We start from the raw sequence: 18917 nt of genomic DNA, 5'->3' as shown, positions 1-18917 counted from the left end.
GAAAGGTGAGAGCTGTGGCGGGCATTGAGCCCGCGACACCTCTGCGAGAGGCTCTGCCTCTCGCGCTCTCCGGAGTATTTTCGGCTAGAAGAAATAGGCGGCACGATGCCTGTGCGTAATGGGATCAGGAGCGGTATGGGTCAAGGGAAGCCCGCAGGCCATCGCCGAGGAAGTTGAAAGCCAGCACCACCACGATGATGGGCAGCATAGGGATGGCTGTCCAAGGGTATATTTCGATGCTGGCGAGGTTTTGGGCGTCGTTAAGCATCACGCCCCATGAGACAGCCGGGGCGCGCAGGCCAAGCCCGAGGAAGCTGAGAGCTGTTTCGCCGAGGATCATGGCGGGGATAGAAAGCGTGGCACTGGCAATCAGGTGAGACATGAAGTTGGGCAACAGGTGCCTGCGGATAACGCGTGATGGCTTTGCCCCCATCATTTCTGCGGCACGCACATATTCTTCTTCGCGCAGGCTGAGAAATTTCGAGCGCACGGCACGGGCCAAGCCTGGCCAGTCAAGAATGCCCAGAATGATCGAGATGATGAAGAAGACCGAGACCGGCCCCCAGTTCGAAGGCACGGCAGCGGAAAGGGCGAGCCAGAGTGGCAATTCGGGCAAGGAGCGCAGGATTTCAATTGCGCGGTTGATGGTCCAATCCGTTTTTCCGCCGAAATATCCTGCGAGCGCGCCGAAGAATATGCCGAGGATGAAGCTGACGGTGATGCCGATGATGCCAACGGTCAGCGACAGCTGGGCACCGTAAAGGATGCGGCTGAATACATCGCGGCCAAGCCTGTCAGAGCCCCACAGGAATACGGTTGCCCCTTGGGGGGGGCAGAACAGGTGGGTGTCGGAGGGGATGAACCCTGCGATTTTGTAGTCACTGCCTTTGCAGAAAAACTGGAGCGGCATGGGGGTGGATTTGTCCACACTGTAGGTCCAGCGATAGTTTTCAAGGTCTGCCACAGCAGTGGTGGCATAGACATAAGGGCCAATAAAGTCGCCCTCATGCCACAGGTTCACGGATTGCGGTGGGTGGTAGAGGTAATCTGCGCTTCGCTCGTTTGCGGTGTAGGGGGACACAAAGCCGGCCACAGGCAGGATGAGGTAGCAAAACAGCAAGAACAGGCCCGAGATCAGCCCGAGTTTATGGCGGCGGAATTTACGCCAGATCAGGACTGCGGCGGGGGCGTCAAAATCGGCACGCTCTGGCGCAGATAGGTCGTTCTCTTCGCTCCATGGGGTAGGATCGACATAGCGTTTCTCGGGTATCATGCTCATTTCCTGCGGCCTCCCAAGCGGATGCGTGGGTCAAGGAGCATCAGAAGAACATCGGAGATCATCGTTCCGATCAAGGTTAACAGGGCTACGAACATCAACACGAAGGCTGCCAGAAACTGGTCTTGAGATTTCAGCGCGGTGAGTAGGGATGGCCCGATGGTTTGCAGGCCCAGCACAACGGACACCAAAACCGAGCCGGAGATCATCGCGGGCAGCAGGTTGCCGATGTCCGCTACGAAGGGGTTGAACGCCATGCGGAGGGGGTATTTGCGTAACATGGCGCTTGGCTTCATCCCTTTGGCAATAGCGGTTTCCACATAGGGTTTGCTGAGCTCGTCGAGCATATTGGCCCGCAGGCGTTGCATCATGGCGGCGGCACCGGATGTGCCGATGACGAATGTCGGAATGATGAGGTGAACAAGGATGGATTTCACCTTCTCCCATGACATGGGGTCTCCCTCGAATTCAGGGCTCATGAGGCCCCCGATAGGTAGACCAAAGTGTTTGTGCCCGTAGTAAAACAGGATCAATGCCAGCAGGAAATTCGGCGTGGCGAGGCCCAGATAGCCGACAAAGCCTGCGCTGTAGTCTACCCAGGTTTCTGATTTTGCGGCAGCCAGAACACCCAAAGGCAAAGCAACGGCGTAGACGAAAAGCACGGCTGCGAGGTTCAGCAAAACGGTGAGCCATAGCGCATCGCCGACAATCTCGGCCACAGGGCGGTCGAATTCGAAGGACCAGCCAAAATTGCCTTGGATCAACCCATAAAACCCTTCCGGACCGGGCATGAAGCCGACCCAGATCATATATTGTTCCCATAGGGGGCGGTCGAGGGAATACTCCACACGCAAAAATTCGGCTTTGGCAACGCTTGCGGCCTGTCCCGTCGCGCGCAGCTCTGCGATCTGGTTACTGAGGTAGTCGCCGGGCGGCAGGTTGATGATCACAAACACAAGTATCGACACCACCCAAAGTGTCAGCAACATCGTGCAAAATCGCAGTAAAGCGTAGCGGAGTATCATTATCATCTGCTGACCTGCATAAAGGCGTCGTCGAAATAGAACTCGTCTATGTGGTGTATCCCGAAATGCGCGCCGGGGTCATAGGCCCAGATGCCATGTTCAGGAACATTGCGCAAACGGCGTGACACGACAACGGGTTGCGGCGCGCCGGATAGAATGCCAATGCCGAATTGCTCTTGGGCGTGGATATCTAGCATTTCATCCCAGATGCGGGCGCGCGCGGTGGCATCGCCGGTTTCGCTCCAGTCATAGGAAAGCTGGAGAAGGCGTTTGGGTCCGGGCATATCGGGCGGCTCGCCGGCCTGACCTTTGGTTTGGTAATATTGCCCCCACATGGGCCATGCAAAAAACTCTTGTGCGGTCGGGGCGAGGTAGGCGGGTGATGTTGCTGCGGTGGGCAGGCCGTTGTCCCAACCGTACCATACACCGGCCATGCTGCGTCCGGCATAGATGCGGTTGCGCAGGATGTCGCGGTCAAGCGGGCGCATGATCAGCCGAATGCCAAGATCGCGCCATGTATCTGTAATGATGGACAGTGCGTTTTCTTCTTCCTGACGCTCGCCTGCTGTTTCTACGACAAACTCCATGGGGCGACCGTCGGGCAATTTGCGCAGCCCGTTGGGGGTTCTTTCGGTCAGGCCCATTTCGTCGAGCAATTGGTTGGCCATGTCCAGATCGAGATCGGACCATGCGCTAAGATCGTTGGGGTCAAACAGCGGGCTGCTGGGCAGGGCCGTCATCCCGCCTTCATGGGCAAGCCCGAAATACAGGGCGCGGTTGATCATGCGCCGGTCAATGCCGAGGCTAAGCGCGCGGCGGAAGCGCACATCGCGCATGACATCGCGCCATACCGGATCGGCAAAGTTCAGGTTCGGATAAATGGCGATCTGGCTGGCGGCTCCGTTGCCCCAGAGAAAAGTGCGATAGTTGCCGCCTTCTTCTTCGCCTTTCTTGAGGATCGCCACGTCTCGAAAGCTGAGACCGCGTGCTTGCAGATCGACTTCGCCAGCGTTGGCCTTTGCCGCGACAAGGCCGCCTCCGACCACAGTCATTTGCACAACATCAATATAAGGCAGTTGGGTGCCCGCCATGTCAATGCGATGGAAATAGGGGTTGCGCACAAACAGGTTGCGCGATGTCGGCCGCCCTGATGCATTGAGCCATGGCTGCAGCGTCGGCTGATCGGGGTTGTCGAACTTGTACATATTATCGCGCTTGTTATGTAGCGCAGCCCAGCTTTTGACGCGGGCATAGTCGATTTCTTCCTGAAGCTCTTCGGGGTCGGCGAAATCGGCGTGGAACTGTTTGAGGTAATGTGCCGGGCGGTAGATGAAAGGCGGGCTCGCCTGTGCGAGCAGGGGCAGGAATTTGGAATTGGGTGAGGACCATTCAAATACAACTGTATAAGCGTCGGGGAATGTGACCTTGCCCATCTCACCGCTGACAATCATCCATTCGGGTGGACCGGAAGGGGTAACGAACCGGTTGTTGGCGATGCTTTCCCACCAATATTTGAAATCGGCCGAGGTGAACGGCGCGCCGTCCGACCAGCGGTGACCACGGCGCAGATGGAGTGTAAACCGCATGTCGTTCTCGACGGTGATATCACGTAAAATATCCGGTTTGAGATCGTAATTCTCGTCATATCCGACCAGCCGCGCATAGCCATAGATAACCATTTGCCGAATGTCTTTTGTGCGGGTGACCAGGGTGCGCAACGTTCCCCCCTGTATACCCAATGTGCGGCCTTTGGCTTCGAGATCGACGACCAGCGGCTCAAGCGGGATGCGTTCGGCAGCGGGCGGCAGGTCGCCCTTTGTCACCTCGGCAGCCCAGAAACTGCTTTCCTGTACGGGCGGTGCGGTGGCGTGTTGGGCAAATAAAGGCGCTGCACATAATATCGCGGCGGCAGTCCATGAAATGAGTTTATGCATGACAACGCACCATATGTCCGGGCTCCAGTTCACGCAATGCCGGAGCAGACTGACCCTCAAAGCGGAACATCTCGGCCCAATCGGCAGGGCTGCCTGCGCCCTTGGCCACGAGATCAAGGTCGATGGGGCGGTTGATGTTCGGTGTCGGCTGCGCGGCGATGAGCGCTTTTGTGTAGGGGTGTTGGGGGTTGTAAAACAGCGTATCTGGTGAGGCCTGTTCGACAATGACACCTGCGCGCATAACGGCCACTTCATCGGCGATGCGCGCCACCACGGCCAAGTCGTGGCTGATGAAAAGATAGCTGAGGCCGGCGTGGTCGCGGATATCTTCGAGCAGGGTCAGGATCTGGTCTTGTACCGAAACATCGAGCGCTGATGTCGGTTCGTCACAGACCAGCAGTTTAGGGTCGAGTGTCAGCGCCCGGGCAATTGAAAGCCGCTGGCGCTGGCCACCGGAAAACGCATGTGGGTAGCGGGGCAGCATATCGGGGCTTAACCCGACAAGGCGCAGCATTTCGGCGGCTTTGTCGCGTCGGTCGGCGGCGGTGCCGATGCCGTGGATCTCGGCAGGTTCGGTCAGGGCCTGCTGCACGCGCATGCGCGGTGACAGGGAGGAGTAAGGATCTTGAAACACCATCTGCGCTTCGCGCTGAAAGCAGCGGCGTTGGTTGGTGTTCATACTGTGCACCTGAATAGAGTCGCGCCCGGTGCCGGGGCAAAACAATACTTCGCCGCCTGGATCAGGCATGGTCGCGCCCAATGCGACCCGTGCGCAGGTCGTCTTGCCCGAGCCGCTTTCGCCCACCACGGCCAATGTCTTGCCGCGTGGTAGTTTCAGATCAACATCGCGGCAGGCAGTGACGACTTGGGGGGAACGCCAATTGCCGCTGCGCAGGGTGAAGCTTTTGGTGACGTTGCGTATGTCGAGGATCAGATCGTCATAATCAGGGGTGCAAGCCGGGGCCGCGGTTTCGGGGATGATAGGGGCCGCGGCGAACAGTTTTTTGGTATAGCCATGTTTGGGGGTGCCCAATACCTGTTGCGCGCTGCCGCGCTCCATCACGCGGCCCTTGTTCATGACAACCACTCTGTCGGCCATATTGGCCACAACGCCCAGATCATGTGTGACCAATATCACGGCCATCCCTGTTTCTGCCTGCAACTCTTTGATCAGCCCTAGCACCTGCGCCTGAGTGGTTACATCCAGAGCGGTCGTTGGTTCATCGGCGATCAGCAGGTCGGGTTTTGATACCATTGCCATGGCGATCATCGCGCGTTGGCGCATGCCGCCCGACATTTCGAAAGGATAGCTTGACCATGCCCGATCAGGATCGGGGAAACCGACACGTTCGAATTGCGCAAGCACGCGGTCCTTCGCCTGTTTTGCGCTGATTTTTTCGTGCAGATGCAAAACTTCGGCGACCTGATTGCCCAACTTGTGCAGCGGCGAAAGCGACCGCATGGGCTCTTGGAATATCATGGAAATCCGGTTGCCGCGCAGGTTGCGTAATCGGCGATCCGATACGCTGACCATGTCGCATCGTTGATCGCCGTGGTCGTACAGGATTTGTCCGCTGCGCAATTGCGCAGCCTCGGGCAGGATGCGCAGGATCGAGCGGCAAGTGAGTGTTTTGCCCGATCCGCTTTCTCCGACAAGGGCAAGTGTTTCGCCGCAATCGACAGAAAATGACACATCTTCCACCACAGGCGGTGCCTTGGCAAAGCCAATGGTCAATGATGTCACATCCAATAGCGGCATTTGTCTTCCTCATCCATTGAATGGTAGTGAACCTTATAATTTCCTTGCCGTCCAGCGCTGTTGCTTTTGGCGGGATAAATGGCATCTGTGTGAGGTCGCATGACATTTGTGCGCCCGCGCCTATCTTCTTAACTACCACTTATAAATGAAAGCATTACACAATGACCCGCCTTGATTTATTTATTGCCCGCATGGTTTCGCAGCGCGCGTGCATTGACCACGCTGTAGCTCTGACTGCGGATATGCAGGGGCCTGTATTCGAGTTGGGGCTGGGAAATGGCCGTACTTTTGACCATATTCGCGCGAAGGTGAAGAAACGTGATATCTACGTGTTCGAGCGGGCAGTTGCTTCGAACCCTGCCAGCACGCCAACCGAGGATCAGCTGGTATTAGGGGATGTGTTCGAAACATTGCCCATGATGCTGGCCAAGCATGGTCCGGTCGTGAGCTTTGCCCATGCCGATCTTGGCGGGCATAATCTCGAAAAGAACGACGAATTTGCGCGGGCCATCTCGCCAGCGATCGAAACGGTGATGGCCCCGGGGGGGATCATGGTGGCGAGCGATGCCATGTATTTCGATAGATTGGTTGAACTCCCGCTCCCCGAAGGGGCCGTGGAGGGGCGGACCTTTATCTATCAGTGCCCGCTTTGACACAGTAGAAATGATCCTGAACAGGCCGATGCGACCCTTAGGCATCGTGGTGGCCACAGGCTTGCCCGCGGCGCTGGCGGGCAAGTCGTTCAAACATTAGATGGTCGAGGCTTTTGCGGATCGTATACCTTAGACGTAGACGCCTGCCACGGCTTCGCGGATGGCGCGGATGTTGGTGCCATAGGAGCTAGGGTCGCTGACGGACCCGCCACGGAACACGGCAGAGCCTGCGACAAGCACATCGGCACCGGCATTCGCAACGATCGGAGCTGTGACAGGGTCCACGCCGCCGTCGATTTCAATATGCACTGGGCGGTCGCCGATCATGTTGCGCAGGGTTTTGATCTTGGCGCTCATATCAATGAATTTCTGTCCGCCGAAACCGGGGTTTACGGTCATGACACAAACCAGATCGGTGAGGTCCAGCAGATGGGCGATGGCCTCGGCCGGTGTGCCGGGGTTAAGCGCGACGCCCGCCCGGGCACCTGTGGCGCGGATGGCTTGCAGGGTGCGGTGGATATGCGGGCCTGCCTCAACGTGGGCGGTGATCACGTCGGCACCGGCTTTTGCGAAATCCTCGATATAGGAATCCACGGGCGAGATCATCAGGTGCACGTCCATCACGCCTTTGATGTGCGGGCGAATGGCGGCACAGGTGGCTGCACCAAAGGTGATATTGGGCACGAAATGCCCGTCCATGACATCCACGTGGATCCAATCGGCCCCTTGGGCCTCAACGGCCTCACATTCCGCACCGAAATTGGCAAAGTCGGCGGCAAGGATAGATGGGGCAATTTTGATGGAGTGGTCGAAGGGCAAGGGGGAAGACATATGCTGGCAGCCTTTGATGGGAAGGGTTGCGATGCTGATACCCCGTGGTCAGGCGCAGGGCAACATTCATAGGGGGATAGGGCCGGATCGGTCATTTAGGACATAACTATTGACCTATATAAAGTTTCATGATTTTTCCGCCTCACGCAACTTTCGGGAGGAAATGACATGGATTGGCAGCAGATATTTGCGACGCGCAATAGCCGCATGGCCGCGAGCGAAATTCGCGAGCTTCTTAAGCTGTTGGACCAGCCTGATATTATCTCGTTTGCGGGGGGCATCCCTGATCCCGACCTGTTTCCGGCGCAGGCTTTCCAGCAGGCGTTTGCTGATGCTCTGAGCCCCGAGAATCAGGCCACTGCTTTGCAATACTCGGTCTCCGAGGGATATCCGCCGCTGCGTGACTGGATTGTGGGGCAAATGACGGCGTTGGGCATCCCGTGCACGCGCGATAACATTCTGATCACCTCCGGCTCGCAACAAGCGCTCGACTACTTGGGTAAGCTGCTGCTGAGCCCGGGTGACACCGCTTTGGTCGGCTGGCCCACGTATCTGGGGGCGCTGGGCGCGTTCAACGCTTATGAGCCGCGCTATGACCGGCTTGATCCCGAAACCAACCGCTCGGCCGAGGATTATGCGCAAGCGGCCGGTGAGGGCCGCGTGAAGTTCGCCTATATGTCTGTGGATTTTGCCAATCCGACGGGCCGTACGCTGGATGCCGGTATGCGCGAGCGGGTGATTGATCTGGCGGATGAGCTGGATATCGCGGTGATCGAGGACGCGGCGTATCAATCGCTGCGCTTTGAGGGAGAGGCGCTGTCGCCGGTACTGGCACGTGAAATTGCGCGCAGAGGTGATATCAACGCCTGCCGCACGCTGTATTGCGGCAGCTTCTCGAAAACGCTGGCACCGGGGCTGCGCGTGGGCTGGGTCTGTGGCGCGAAAGAGGTGATCTCGCAAATGGTGCTGCTCAAACAGGCGGCGGATTTGCACAGCTCGACCATCAACCAAATGGCGATTGAACGCGTGGCGACAGCGCAATTTGACAGCCATGTCGCCAAGATCAAGGAGGCCTACCGCGGACGGCGCGATGCAATGCTGCGCGCACTTGAGGCGCATATGCCTGCAGGGGTGACATGGACGCGCCCCGAAGGTGGTATGTTCATCTGGCTGGAGCTTCCCAAATCGCTCGACGCGGCAGCGCTTCTGGCATCCTCATTGCGTAGCGAACGGGTGGCATTTGTGCCAGGTCATGCGTTTTTTGCCGATGGGTCGGGGAGCAATACAATGCGCCTGAGCTTTAGCCGAACAGATGATGTGATGATCGACGAAGGCATTGCGCGGCTGGGTCGGCTGATTGCTGCCGCGCTGTAACGGATGGCGATTGAACAGGCCTGCGCGGCATCATAAACAGGGGCTATGAAAGCAGTTGCCTCTTTGTGTCTGATGCTGGCCGCCACCCCTTTGGCGGCACATCCGCATATCTTTGTGAATACAGGGTTGGCGTTCATCGTGGATGGGCAAAATCGCTTGACGCATGTGCGCGTGACATGGGAGTATGATGAGCTTTACTCCCTGCTGGTGACCGAAGACATGGGGATTGATGAAGACTATGATGGTGTGCTTGACGCTGAGGATACCGCGAAGCTGACGGGCTTTGATATGCAGTGGGTCGAAGGGTATAACGGCGATCTGGTCGGGAGCTGGACAGGCCAGCCATTGACGTTATCAGGGCCGAGCGCCCCCACCGCAGTGATGCACGACGGCAAGATTATCACCACCCATTTGAGGGAAGTCGAAGAGACGCCTGATTTGGCCCAGTCTGTCGAATTCCGGCCCTATGACGGTACGTATTACACCGCATATGAGGTGGGTCTGCCGGTGACGATTGAGGGTGGCGATACCTGCGAGGTGACGCTGGACGAGCCGGATATTGAGGGCGCATTGGCGATGACGCAGGCCGAGCTTTCTGCGATCCCTCAGGATTTTGACATGGAAACGGCGGGCTTGGGCGATATCGGCGCGCGTTTTGCAACCAAGGTTGAGCTGTCATGCGCTGGGCAATAGCTGCTGGATTGATGTTGGCCTGTGCGGTTGTTGCAGGGCTGTGGTTTACAGGCGGGTTCGAGCAGTTGTTGCAATGGGCCGCTGGTCAACAACGCGCATTCCAGAACGGTATCGCACGTACGCTGCGTGGCTTGCGCGCGGGAGAGGCAGGGGCCTATACGCTGCTGCTGGGCAGTTGTTTTGCCTATGGGTTCTTCCACGCGATTGGACCGGGTCATGGTAAGTTGCTGGTGGGCGGATATGGGGTGGCGCGACAGGTGCCAATGCTGCGCCTGTCTGTTATCGCCCTGATCTCGAGCCTCGGGCAGGCGGTGACCGCGGTAGTCCTTGCCTATGGCGGGCTGTGGCTCTTGGGGCTGACACGCGATGTGATGATCGGGACCGCCGAGGCGTGGCTGGCACCGTTAAGTTATATGATGATTGCAGCCGTGGGGCTGTGGTTAATGTTGCGGGGGGTAAGGCGGTTGCGCAGCACGCGGCAGGGCGATGGGCATGATCACCATCACAGCTCCCTTGGTGAAGGTGAAGTCTGTGGGAGCTGTGGCCACCGGCATGGTCCTTCGCTGGCAGAGACTGTACAGGCCAACAGCTTGCGCAATGCGTTGGCGTTGATTGCGGGGATTGCTGTGCGCCCTTGTACCGGTGCGCTTTTTGTCCTGATCATTACATGGCAGATGGGGATCGCCAGCGCAGGGATCGCAGGGGCTTTTGCTATGGCGTTGGGTACGGCCTCTGTGACGGTGGCGGTTGGCATTGCAGCCAGTGGTTTCCGGGGAGCGCTGCTGCGCAGTATTGCAGGCGCGTCTTCGCTGCTTTGGGTCATGCCAATGATCGAAATTGCTGCGGGGCTCACTGTTCTGGCGCTTTCGGGGGCTTTGTTGCTCCGCGCGATTTGATGCGGGGTTTTCCGCGCAAGAAGTAAACCTTTTCAGGGTTGGCCGCTTGCGTATTTATCAGCCGTTAACTTTTGGCGCGTATCTTCACATAGCAATCAGCGATGTGGAGAATTTTTTGAAACGGCTCGCGTCCATTTTTTCGCGCGACACGAAAGTCCGTGTTTCTTCTAAAACGTGGAAACGTGTTGGCCGGCTGCTGGTCCTGACCTTTCTGGCGCTGACTTTTGTGCTTTACCATTATGCAGCTCGCTTCGACCGGCTTGCGGCAGAAGCATCCTTCGAAAAAATGACGCATATCAGCGAAGATCACCTGCGCTTTCAGCTGCGAACCTATGAGCAGAAGCTCGCCGGAGCTGCGGCTTTTGCGGGTCTTCAGCCGGTGTCGGATAAGGTCGAAATTGATAATTATACCAGCCGCCTAGGTCGCAGGCGCAAAACACCGGAACTCATAGATTTATGGGTGGTGCAGGGCGCGAATATCGCGCCGAGCTATCTGGAAACCTTGCAGGCTGCGCAGGCGATTGAATCCCCTGTAATGAGTCCGCTGCTTCACGATGAGGAAGCCGGTGCCGCAATGGGCGCGCATTTTATCCTCGTTCAATGGTTGGACGGCATCGGGAAAAACGCGCGTTGGATTGTCGGGGGGATTTCTGCGGAAGTTGTTTGGTCTTCCATGACGGAAGGGTTCGATGGGGACCTCAGGATGCGCGTGGTTGACGTGACTGATGCGGAAAATCCGATCCAGTTGTTTGGCCACGATGCCAATGATGGGCCGGACGGTTTGATATCGTCAGAACATGTGTTGCCGCTATATGGGCGTATCTGGCAGGTCACCTATAACAGCACCCCGCATTTTGACAAATCCTATGCAAGTATTCTACCGACTGCCCTTTTGGCAGTTGGTTTATTTCTATCCGGTGTCATGGCCCTGGTTGTCGGGAATGCCGCTCGCTACGAAAATGTTCTTAAAACAGCGGCTGCACTGCGGGAGCGGCAATTGGATGCCCGTTTGCAGGAAAATCGCGCGCTGATAGAGACAAGTGTTTCCGTGGTTTTTATGCTGGATGAAAAGGATGAGATTACTTTTGCGAATGAAGCAGCAGCAGCTTTGTTTTGCGTTTCATCCAAGGATTTTGTCGGGCAGAAGTTCGAAAGATTTGTAACGCTTCATGCGGATACGTCGGAACGCGACATATGCAACGCAACAGGACGCATGGATTGCGGTTCAACCCTGATGCTGGATGTGCAAACCAATAAATGGCGCACGGCCGAAGGCAGATATCAGACGACTGTCCTGATCCGTGATGTTAGCGATCAATTCAACAGCCGCCGTCAAATTGAAGCTGTTCACCGTCGCTATGACATTGCTTTGACCGGTAGCGGAATTGGTATTTTCGAAATTGACCTTGTGAGCGGTGCCGCCGTGATGTCGGAAACCTGGCATAAAATTATGGGCGTCGAAGGTGGTCAGGAGGGTTTTGATCATCGCCGTGATTTTCTGGCTCGGGTGCATCCGGATGATCTGCCCGAGCTGTTGACTGCAGACCAAAAATGTATCGCGGGTGAAACGGCGCGTAGCTCTTGTGAGTATCGTGTGCGGTTTAGTGAGGGGTGGCGCTGGATGTATTCCGATGCGGTCCCCAGTGAATTCAATGATGACGGTTGGGCTACCCGGCTGATCGGAACGCAATCGGACATCACTGACTTGCGCCATGCACGCAATGCGCTCGAAGTGAGCGAGGCGCGATTCCGGATGGTGCTGGAGGATGCGCCGGTTGGCATGGCTGTTATGGATGCAGAAGGGAGGTTCATCGAAGTGAACGCGGCCCTGTCGCGGCTGTGCGGCCATGACGCAGAGTTCATGAAATCGGATATGCGCCTATCACAACTGTTGTCGCGCAGAAGTTTCGTCGAGCTGTCGCGTGACGTGCGCGCGTTATTGCGGTCAGGGGGCGTTGAAACCTACCATAGTCAAGTTCGGGTTCAAACGTTGAGCAAGGAAGAATGTTGGGGGCTGTTTCACCTGAGTTGGACCTATGACAAAAATCGCGATCAATATGTCTATATTGCGCAGATCACAGATATTACCCAACAAAAGCGCGTTGAGCAGATCAAGACCGAATTTATCGCGACCGTCAGTCACGAGTTGCGGACACCGCTGACATCGATCAAAGGTGCGCTTGGATTGCTGGAGGCTACGGCCGCTAGTAGCTTGCCGGATACCGCGGTGCGTCTGCTCGAAATTGCACGTGTCAACGCGGACCGGTTGACGGTGCTGGTCAACAATATCCTCGACCTTGAGAAAATCTCTTCGGGTGAGGTTTCGTTTGAAACAGCTCCCACGCCGCTGCACGCCTTGATTGAGGATGCGCTTGAGCATGGAACCGAGGAAGTCGGGCAAGGTGAGCGGGATCGGGTCAAGATCGAGGGCGATCCGTCGGCTATGATCTTTGCTGATGCCGGGCGTATTCGGCAGGTCATTGTCAATTTGCTGTCGAACGCCTGCAAGTTCTCGGACCCTGACACAGAGGTGTTGGTCCGTTTTGAGGTTGAGGGCGACATGGTTCGCGTCGCATTTGAGAATACCGGTCCCCCAATTCCGGAGCGGTTTCAATCGCAGCTGTTTGATGCCTTCACGCAGGTGGATGCCTCGGATACGCGTAGCAAGGGGGGCACGGGATTAGGGTTGAGTATTGCCCGTGAAATCATCCGTCGTTCGGGCGGGGAAATCGGTTTCACGCAAAAGGCCGAACGTAAAACCGTGTTCTGGTTTACCTGTCCCGTGGCGGTCTCCGACGATGATATCGAAGCGGATGAGTTTTGCGCCTTTGCGCCTAATCCCCTGTGTAATCTGAAGGTCCTGCATATCGAAGCAGACGGTGATTTTTGTGATGTCATTGCAGCAGGATTCGCCGGCGTGGCAGATGTCACCTCGGCGCACACTCTTGTCGAGGCCCGCCAAGTTCTGGAGGCGGAGGAGTGGGATGCCATTATTGTTGACCTGACCCTGCCGGACGGCACTATCTTCAATCTTCTGGATAGAATTTGCGAAAGCCACCCCTGTGCGCAGATCGTCAGCCTAAGCTCTGAGACCCCGACGTCGCAGGATGGCCGTATCTCATCACGCTTGATCAAGTCGCAAGTCGACGTGGGAGACATCGCACAGCTGGTAGCTGACAAGGTCAGCAAGGCCACACCATCCCAGAGCAGGGCGGCAGGATGATGTTTGAACAATTCAAACCGGGGTCAATCCGAGGAGGCCAAACAAGACTTCTGCCTATCCTTATCAGACCCTCGATAGGGGAATGTAATCAGTGAATGTCGAGGTGAAAAAGCTGGCACCCGTTTTGGCTGCTGTCGTGTTGGGAGTGGTTTTCTATTGGGGGGTGGCCCATTTCTTTCCGATGGGGTTCGCTCCGGCTGTGGCCGTGACGGGGGGGATGATTGTTGTGGCTATTGTATCAGCCAAAGTCGCTACCCAAAAAACAGGCATATCGGAGCAAGCTGAAGCACTCGCGGCGCTTGAAGATGAAGTGTGGATCATAGACCGTACCACCGACAATATTTTGTATCGCAACAGGGCAGCGGCCGCGCGGGGCGCTATTGGCTCTACGGATGATATCGTAGCTTTGGATCAGCGCTATATTCTCCGAGATCTGCTTTCGGGTAGCGCCGCCCCACAGCTCTGTACTTTATATAACGAAGGAAAAATTTTTCGACCCTCCATTGTGTGTCTGGGACCGCGACAGGTCATGTTGGTTCTGCACGACATTACGCAGGAGGTCGCGGAGCAGCAGGTCAAGAGCGATTTCATCTCAACGGTCAGTCACGAACTGCGCTCGCCGCTCACTTCCATAAAGGGGGCTATGGGGCTTTTGTTGTCAAATGCAGCTGGCCGACTGCCTGACCCGGCACGCGAATTGCTTGAAATTTCGCATAGGAATGCGGACCGATTGGTCGTGATTTTGAATGATATACTGGATCTGCAAAAGATTGTTGACGAAGGTTTAGGGTTTGAAAAAGTGCCCGTCGATGCCGGGGCATTGGTCCACGAAGCAATCGCGGCGTCTTCGATGTTCTCGCAGCGCTTTGATCTAAAGGTTGAAGTTGTCGGGGCCCAAAGGCCCGTTGTGCTCAATAGTGACCCCAACAGAATTATGCAGGTATTAGGGAATTTACTGACCAACGCTGCTAAATTTTCCCGTCCACATAGCACAGTTGAAGTCACCATAGAGGATAAGGCACGGACAGTGTCATTCCATGTTCAGGATCAGGGAGAGGGGATTAGGCTTGAGGATCAGAGCAAGATTTTTGAACGCTTCGCTGATCTTGAAAATTCGGACAGGCAGAGAAAAGGCGGCTCTGGTCTGGGGTTGAGCATCTGTAAAGCAATTGTCGATAGACTGGGGGGGAGTATCGGTTTTGAGAGCACGCCGGGTGTCGGAACGACGTTTAGTTTTCACCTGCCCAAAGGGGGAGCGGTCGTGGTGGGAGGTCACAACAAGACCGAGAAGCGTGATGTTGGATAGAGCACCCATGGAGAGCGCGGATGTTTAAACTACTACATGTCGAGGACGACGCGGATATCCGCCAGATTGCAAAGCTTTCGCTCGAGCTTTCGGGTGAGTTCGAGGTTGTTCAATGCAACAGCGGGCCAGAGGCTCTTGCGCAACTGGAAAGTTTTAGCCCTGACATCATTTTACTGGATATGATGATGCCGGGTATGACGGGCAAAGAGGCATTGCTGCACATAAGAGAAATACCCGCCTTTGCACAGACTCCCGCTGTCTTTATGACGGCGCGTGCACAGAAACCAGAGCTTGAAGAATTGCGCGCCATCGGAGCCGCGGATGTGATCAGCAAGCCATTTGATCCTATGACCTTGGCTGCGCAAATCAAACGAGCAATGACATCCGTCTGCCCGACACCGACTAAAGAGGGCTAGGCCTCGCTGCCCAGCGCGTCGCAGGCCTCCACAAAAGTATCAATGCGCCAGATGATTTCACCCGGGCATATTGCCAGGTCGGCATAGTCACCTTCCAAATGGGCAATGATCTGCGCCTCGCATTGCTGCGCGACAGCACCCAGATCGGGGAAGCCGACAGTACCGGCCGTGCCCGCAATCTGGTGCAGGATGTTGCGAGCTTCTTCAAGATTACTGTTGATCAACTCGACAGTTTCACCATCCCATGCCGCAAGGGCGTGTTGGGCAATGCTTGTTTTGCGGTCGTGCAAAAGCTCAAGAAACCGGTGCTTGATGCGGTCCATACCGGGCATTTGATGGGCGAGTGCGCTCATGCTGATTTTCCTGTCATAAAGAAGTCCGTCTTTAGCCGCTCGTGTTCAGCGGCGGCATCTTCGGCCGAAGCCTGAGCGTTGCTAAGAGCGTTTAAAATTTGATCGCCCGATTTCCAAACCAGCCGGATTGCTTTCCCTGCGCTGACACGTGGATGCAGCTCGACACCGGCGTTGCACATGATTTGCGCCCGGCTGAGGTTGAGGTTTACGGTGTCGGTCAGTCGGGACATGTCGGGCCGCCATCCGCTCTCCGTGATGCATAAAAAGATGCCGTTGCCGGCATAGGTCATCAAAAACTGACGCCCGGTGAGGCAATCTGAGACGGTCTCTGCGACGTCCTCGATGAGGAACTTGAATTCAGCCGGAGACAGCTGGTCACAAAAGACGTCAGGCGTGCGCAGGGCGAGGGCAAATACTGTTGAGCCAAACAGCGAGTTGCGCGACAGTTGCACAACGTAATTCTCCATCGCAGTGCAGCTGATGACATTGTCGATGTCATTGAGCGCGAATGGGGTATGCACATCAATATTTTCTGATGCATTTGCTTGCTTGTTCAGTGCATTGGCGACAAACAGCTTGCCAGTCTTCGCCGGGCGGCCCCCCACGACCAACTGCTCTACCATATTGATGCGGGCCTTGAGCTCGATCAGATCAAATGGTTTGGTGGCATAATCGGTGGCACCGGCGGCAAAGGCTTTGTCAATATAACGCTTTTCGGACATCGCGGTGAGCATCACGATCGGCGCGGTTTTGTATTGTTCAATGCGACGGATCTGACTGGTGAGGGCAATACCGTCCATCCCCGGCATCTGGATATCAAAGAGGAAGCAGTCAAAAGGATCAGCGGCATTTTCCGTAACCGTGGAAATGGCGTCTTGGGCGCTTGTCACAGTTGTTAGCTCGTGCTCGCCAATGGCCAGTAAAAATTGCTCCAAAAGCTCAAGGATAATAGGATCGTCGTCTGCTGCCAGAATTTTCATGTCGCGCCTCCAGAGGTGGTCTTTTCTAGAGCCTTTGATGGTGCTTAAAGATGGCGAAAATAGGACAAATTCATAGCCCTGCGGGGGAGTGATTTGGCGGTTTTTATGTATTTCTTCGTGAAGGGCTTTTTGTTAAGGATATTTTAACTAAGTTATTGATTTTTCGTTAACTTAAAGGGGTGTCTTTGGCGGATAGGTACTTTTCGATATAGGTGCTTTTCGGGCGTTCGATATGGATTCGATTCAGGGCAATCAGAGTGGCCCGATCTCCGTCTGAAAGTGCCTGAATCATTTTGTGGTGTTCCTTGTGGGCATGGGCAAGATACCCGGGCTTTTTAAAGCTGTTGGTTCGGATGGGGTCGGTACGGCGCGCTTGCACCTGGATGGCGTTGCAAAGTTCTTGGTTACCGCAGCAACTGAAGACTGTTCTGTGGAACTGGTTGTTGAGGTGAAACACCTCTTCGAGGTCGCAACGCGCTATGGCATTGGTTTGGGCTTCATTTAGGATAAGCAGCCGGGTAATGATTTCAGGAGCAACGGGAAAGCGGATGTCGTTTACTGCGGCTTCCTGCAGGATGTTGCGTAGTTTATATATTTCAATGACTTGCTTGTAGTCATAGCTGCAGACATGTGCGCCTTTATTTGCTTGCCTTACGGCCAGTCCACAGCGTGTCAGCGTGTCGATGGCGTATCTGACGCGGTGGCGTGACTGTTCAAAGCGGGCCATCAGGTCATCTTCGATAAGGCGCTCTCCGGGGCGTAGCCTGTTGAAAATGATATCCATTTCCAATTCTTTCGCCACGGTGTCTTTAGCGTTTCGTTCCAGCGGTGTGGCTTGAGTCAGGGGCAAGGGGCATGTGCTCAGTTAGAGTATAATATTTGACATATCATAAGCAGTGATGAGGGGGATTCGCACCCCGAAATGTTCGGGAGGTGGCGCTGGACGTGCCTGACGGAGGCATATGCGCTCAGGCCGCTGAAATAGGATGCTGATTGTCGAGAGGCGGGAGGCCAGCCGGTGTTTTGTGGTGCAGCTATTGGAGTTGACCCTTCGCCGCTCACAGCCCAATGCTGTCACATCCGGCCTTGCGGCCAGAGTGAGGGAAGTCCGAGCAGGATTATCGACTGTTTAGATCTGGGTTTTCTGCGGGAACAAAATGGGAGCGGGTATTATGACGTGCATAAGGGTTGTCTTTGATCTGGACGGAACGCTGATTGATAGCGCGCCTGATATCTGCGCTGTTGCAAATGGTCTGTTAAAGCCGTTGGGCGCGCAGATCACGCTGGCTCAGACGCACCAGTTTATCGGCAATGGGGTGAGTGTGTTTATCCAGCGTATGTTGGCGGCTTTGGGACTGCCATCTGATCAGCACGACGTGCTTTTACCGCAGTTTAAACAGGCCTATCTGACGGCTTTTACCCGTACGCAGCCCTACCCGGGTGTTCTGAAGGCTTTGGCGCAATTGCAGGGTGCTGGGCATGGAGTGGGTATTTGTACAAACAAACCTCTGGCCCCTACCCACGCCGTGCTGGATCATTTGCAGCTGGCCCCGTATTTCGAGACTGTCTGGGGTGGGGATAGTTTGGCGGTGCACAAACCGGATCCCGCACCATTGCAAGCGGCGCTGGGTTCGCTGGGCAGCGGGCCGTGCATCTATGTGGGAGACAGCGAGGTTGACGCGGAAACGGCGCAATCAGCGCAAGTGCCGTTTCTTCTTTATACGGAAGGCTACCGGAAGACGCCGGTCAGTGCGATTCCGCATACAGCAGCCTTCGACAATTTCGACGTGCTTGCCGCGTTGGTCACGCGATATGCTGTATCGCGGTGAAGCCTTCGAAAACAGGTGTGCCTTCATGGAGCTTCGCGGTGTCCTTGGCCCCCTTGTGAGAGGCACGGAACGCGTCGCTTTTGGTCCAGCCGCGAAAGGCGTCCTCTGACTCCCAGACGGTATGGGAGGCATAGACAATCCGCCCGTCCACTTCGGCCCCTTTGAGCATGTGGAACGCGACAAAACCTTGCATGGATTTTAGATTGCTCTCGCGGTTCAGCCACAGATCCTCAAACGCCTTGGCGTTTTGCGTGGTGACGGTAAAGCGGTTCATGGCCAGATACATCGCACTCTCCTTTGGTGTGGTGGAGCATTCTTAACATCCATCCGGCGAAAGTAGATGGGGTAATATGTCCCCCCGCGCACAGC

General features: G+C 55.9%; 17 protein-coding genes. 8 read left to right on the top strand and 9 right to left on the bottom strand.

All coding sequences use genetic code 11. The features are described 5' to 3' along the window. Positions 1 to 124: 124 nt before the first annotated feature. The 4 genes from ABJM03_RS06875 to ABJM03_RS06860 are packed head-to-tail and all read right to left on the bottom strand — an operon-like array spanning position 125 to position 5994. Entirely contained in the window at positions 125 to 1279 is a 1155-nt protein-coding gene (locus ABJM03_RS06875; protein ID WP_348416654.1) for an ABC transporter permease, read from the bottom strand. After that, positions 1276 to 2304 carry an ABC transporter permease gene (locus ABJM03_RS06870; RefSeq protein WP_348416810.1) on the bottom strand — a complete coding sequence of 343 codons (1029 nt, stop codon included), beginning with the start codon at positions 2302 to 2304 and terminating at the stop codon, positions 1276 to 1278. The genes ABJM03_RS06875 and ABJM03_RS06870 overlap by 4 nt, the downstream gene beginning before the upstream one ends. Then, the gene (locus ABJM03_RS06865; RefSeq protein ID WP_348416653.1) at positions 2304 to 4235 is read right to left on the bottom strand and encodes an ABC transporter substrate-binding protein; all 1932 of its coding nucleotides are present in this window, start codon (positions 4233 to 4235) and stop codon (positions 2304 to 2306) included. Before ABJM03_RS06865 ends, ABJM03_RS06870 begins: the two co-directional genes overlap by 1 nt. Continuing rightward, a complete protein-coding gene (locus tag ABJM03_RS06860) occupies positions 4228 to 5994 on the bottom strand; it encodes an ABC transporter ATP-binding protein (RefSeq protein ID WP_348416652.1) in 1767 nt (588 codons plus the stop codon). Before ABJM03_RS06860 ends, ABJM03_RS06865 begins: the two co-directional genes overlap by 8 nt. 161 nt (positions 5995 to 6155) lie before the next feature. On the opposite strand from ABJM03_RS06860, the gene ABJM03_RS06855 reads away from it, so the two are divergent. Then, positions 6156 to 6647: a class I SAM-dependent methyltransferase gene (locus ABJM03_RS06855; protein ID WP_348416651.1), complete on the top strand. Its 492-nt coding sequence runs from the start codon at positions 6156 to 6158 to the stop codon at positions 6645 to 6647. A gap of 129 nt (positions 6648 to 6776) precedes the next feature. On the opposite strand, the gene rpe is transcribed toward ABJM03_RS06855, so the two are convergent. Continuing rightward, entirely contained in the window at positions 6777 to 7466 is a 690-nt protein-coding gene (gene rpe / locus ABJM03_RS06850) for a ribulose-phosphate 3-epimerase (RefSeq protein WP_348416809.1), read from the bottom strand. A gap of 180 nt (positions 7467 to 7646) precedes the next feature. Here rpe and ABJM03_RS06845 point away from each other — a divergent pair, with 180 nt between their 5' ends. From ABJM03_RS06845 to ABJM03_RS06820, 6 genes are all read left to right on the top strand, one after another. Continuing rightward, a complete protein-coding gene (locus tag ABJM03_RS06845; RefSeq protein WP_348416650.1) occupies positions 7647 to 8852 on the top strand; it encodes a PLP-dependent aminotransferase family protein in 1206 nt (401 codons plus the stop codon). A 45-nt stretch (positions 8853 to 8897) separates the two neighbouring features. Next, entirely contained in the window at positions 8898 to 9545 is a 648-nt protein-coding gene (locus tag ABJM03_RS06840) for a DUF1007 family protein (protein ID WP_348416649.1), read from the top strand. After that, entirely contained in the window at positions 9530 to 10441 is a 912-nt protein-coding gene (locus ABJM03_RS06835; RefSeq protein WP_348416648.1) for a hypothetical protein, read from the top strand. Before ABJM03_RS06840 ends, ABJM03_RS06835 begins: the two co-directional genes overlap by 16 nt. 115 nt (positions 10442 to 10556) lie before the next feature. After that, positions 10557 to 13664, top strand: coding sequence for an ATP-binding protein (locus tag ABJM03_RS06830; protein ID WP_348416647.1), 3108 nt, complete (start codon positions 10557 to 10559; stop codon positions 13662 to 13664). A 91-nt stretch (positions 13665 to 13755) separates the two neighbouring features. Next, positions 13756 to 14970, top strand: a complete 1215-nt coding sequence (locus ABJM03_RS06825) for a HAMP domain-containing sensor histidine kinase (protein ID WP_348416646.1) — start codon at positions 13756 to 13758, stop codon at positions 14968 to 14970. Between the two features lie 20 nt (positions 14971 to 14990). Continuing rightward, complete coding sequence (locus tag ABJM03_RS06820) at positions 14991 to 15386, top strand: response regulator (RefSeq protein WP_348416645.1); 396 nt, start codon at positions 14991 to 14993, stop codon at positions 15384 to 15386. Here the strand turns inward: ABJM03_RS06820 and ABJM03_RS06815 are convergent. From ABJM03_RS06815 to ABJM03_RS06805, 3 genes are all read right to left on the bottom strand, one after another. Further along, positions 15383 to 15739 (bottom strand): Hpt domain-containing protein, encoded by a 357-nt coding sequence (locus ABJM03_RS06815; protein WP_348416644.1) that lies wholly within the window; start codon positions 15737 to 15739, stop codon positions 15383 to 15385. The two genes, ABJM03_RS06820 and ABJM03_RS06815, sit on opposite strands and share 4 nt — an antisense overlap. After that, positions 15736 to 16719 carry a response regulator gene (locus ABJM03_RS06810; RefSeq protein WP_348416643.1) on the bottom strand — a complete coding sequence of 328 codons (984 nt, stop codon included), beginning with the start codon at positions 16717 to 16719 and terminating at the stop codon, positions 15736 to 15738. The genes ABJM03_RS06815 and ABJM03_RS06810 overlap by 4 nt, the downstream gene beginning before the upstream one ends. 166 nt (positions 16720 to 16885) lie before the next feature. Then, positions 16886 to 17569 (bottom strand): GntR family transcriptional regulator, encoded by a 684-nt coding sequence (locus ABJM03_RS06805; protein ID WP_348416642.1) that lies wholly within the window; start codon positions 17567 to 17569, stop codon positions 16886 to 16888. Positions 17570 to 17891: 322 nt separating this feature from the next. Here ABJM03_RS06805 and gph point away from each other — a divergent pair, with 322 nt between their 5' ends. After that, positions 17892 to 18548 carry a phosphoglycolate phosphatase gene (gene gph / locus ABJM03_RS06800; protein ID WP_348416641.1) on the top strand — a complete coding sequence of 219 codons (657 nt, stop codon included), beginning with the start codon at positions 17892 to 17894 and terminating at the stop codon, positions 18546 to 18548. On the opposite strand, the gene ABJM03_RS06795 is transcribed toward gph, so the two are convergent. Beyond that, positions 18523 to 18834, bottom strand: coding sequence for an antibiotic biosynthesis monooxygenase (locus tag ABJM03_RS06795; RefSeq protein ID WP_348416640.1), 312 nt, complete (start codon positions 18832 to 18834; stop codon positions 18523 to 18525). The two genes, gph and ABJM03_RS06795, sit on opposite strands and share 26 nt — an antisense overlap. Between the last annotated feature and the right edge of the window lie 83 nt (positions 18835 to 18917).

Source organism: Sulfitobacter sp., from assembly GCF_039977885.1.
Taxonomy (GTDB): domain Bacteria; phylum Pseudomonadota; class Alphaproteobacteria; order Rhodobacterales; family Rhodobacteraceae; genus Sulfitobacter.
The sequence above is the reverse complement of the archived record's forward strand: the minus strand, read 5'-3'. Positions and strand labels throughout refer to the sequence as shown.

Coding starts and splice junctions, on each gene's coding strand:
- ABJM03_RS06855 (WP_348416651.1), top strand. CDS start 6,156: ATGACCCGCCTTGATTTATTTATTGCCCGCATGGTTTCGCAGCGCGCG.
- ABJM03_RS06835 (WP_348416648.1), top strand. CDS start 9,530: ATGCGCTGGGCAATAGCTGCTGGATTGATGTTGGCCTGTGCGGTTGTT.
- ABJM03_RS06815 (WP_348416644.1), bottom strand. CDS start 15,739: ATGAGCGCACTCGCCCATCAAATGCCCGGTATGGACCGCATCAAGCAC.
- ABJM03_RS06795 (WP_348416640.1), bottom strand. CDS start 18,834: ATGTATCTGGCCATGAACCGCTTTACCGTCACCACGCAAAACGCCAAG.
- ABJM03_RS06820 (WP_348416645.1), top strand. CDS start 14,991: ATGTTTAAACTACTACATGTCGAGGACGACGCGGATATCCGCCAGATT.
- ABJM03_RS06865 (WP_348416653.1), bottom strand. CDS start 4,235: ATGCATAAACTCATTTCATGGACTGCCGCCGCGATATTATGTGCAGCG.
- ABJM03_RS06860 (WP_348416652.1), bottom strand. CDS start 5,994: ATGCCGCTATTGGATGTGACATCATTGACCATTGGCTTTGCCAAGGCA.
- ABJM03_RS06810 (WP_348416643.1), bottom strand. CDS start 16,719: ATGAAAATTCTGGCAGCAGACGACGATCCTATTATCCTTGAGCTTTTG.
- ABJM03_RS06875 (WP_348416654.1), bottom strand. CDS start 1,279: ATGAGCATGATACCCGAGAAACGCTATGTCGATCCTACCCCATGGAGC.
- ABJM03_RS06840 (WP_348416649.1), top strand. CDS start 8,898: ATGAAAGCAGTTGCCTCTTTGTGTCTGATGCTGGCCGCCACCCCTTTG.
- gph (WP_348416641.1), top strand. CDS start 17,892: ATGACGTGCATAAGGGTTGTCTTTGATCTGGACGGAACGCTGATTGAT.
- ABJM03_RS06845 (WP_348416650.1), top strand. CDS start 7,647: ATGGATTGGCAGCAGATATTTGCGACGCGCAATAGCCGCATGGCCGCG.